1 protein-coding gene is annotated in these 1,221 nt (G+C 46.6%); it reads left to right on the top strand.

Annotation, left to right across the window (positions count from 1 at the left end; all coding sequences use genetic code 11):
• On the top strand, positions 1–1,221 hold a 1,221-nt coding region (locus R7M72_RS25110; protein ID WP_318056460.1), incomplete at both ends, for an AAA family ATPase.

Below are 1,221 nucleotides of genomic sequence, written 5' to 3'. Positions count from 1 at the left end.
AACCTTATTGCGATCAATGGCCCTGATGGGTATGGAAAATCTTGGCTGGCGCAACGATACCTTGAGTTGGGTGCGAGTAACAAAAATCAATGTTTGTTACTTTGTCATGCGACCCAAGATGACGTGCAGCGTCGCGTCCTCATCTTGAGTCAGCTGGTTTCCGATGCATTGTTTAATCAACAAGAGCCTTTACTCGACAGTCTAGAGCGTATTCTCGAAGGTGAGCCTTGCGATATTGCGATTGTTATTGATGATGCTCATTTACTTAGTGAAACGCTCGTTTCGGAGTTATGGACGTTAGTCTTAGAGGCGCATGAAAAGCCGAACTGGACGATCAACGTGTTGCTTTTTACTCAGTCTGGGCGTTTGGAGTCGGTCTTGTCTCGGTTGAGTTATGGGCAAGAACTTAAGCCAGTTGAACTTGATATCGATATGCTATCCGAAGTGGAAGCGCGTCGTTTCTTCGAATCACTAGTGGTTAGGTATGTCGATGACGATGCGGAGAAACGTGTTCGAGATGCATTTAAGAAAGTCGACCCGATTCCGGGTGACATCATGGCATTAGGAGAGATGAAAGTGGAAAAAAGGATCATTATCCGTTCAATTGTCGGATCGCCACTCAACATCGCATTAGTGGTTTTGGTGCTACTGTTGCTGGCCGCTGGTGGTTATTGGTGGATGTTTAATCAGCCAAGCCCCGATGACAAAGCGCAGCAGATCACGGGAAGCATCGAGCAAACTGCCATTCCGACACTCACTGAGCCGACTCTTTCGCCATCAGAATCTAATTTAACCTCAGTGACTGACGACTTGCCAAATGACGGCGATTTATCAGATGCGACTGACGATTCCAACTCATTGCCACCAACGGTGACAGAAGAAGTAGCAAGCGTCGGAAATGATGACACCCAGCAGCGTGTGGTGATTGAATCTGACGTGGTTGATGCTCTGTTAGAAGGTAAGCCTGAGCAAGCGAATACAGACAATATTAAAGCGTTAGTAGAAGGGGCTGAACCTCAAGCGAAAACCCAGTCAGAGACAAACTCTTCTTTGATTAAAGTGGTGAAGCCAAGCGATGCTGCATCAGAAGAGGTTGCGAAAACAGAGACGACATCAAGTAAACCTATCGTCAAATTCTCGTTTGCACGTGAAGAGCTAAAAGCGTTATCCCCAAGAGCGTACACCTTGCAGTTAGCAACCATGACATCAATGGAAGACGTA

This window comes from Vibrio sp. YT-18 (genome assembly GCF_033337345.1).
In the GTDB taxonomy this organism is placed as follows: Bacteria; Pseudomonadota; Gammaproteobacteria; order Enterobacterales; family Vibrionaceae; genus Vibrio; species Vibrio alginolyticus.
The sequence above is the reverse complement of the archived record's forward strand: the minus strand, read 5'-3'. Positions and strand labels throughout refer to the sequence as shown.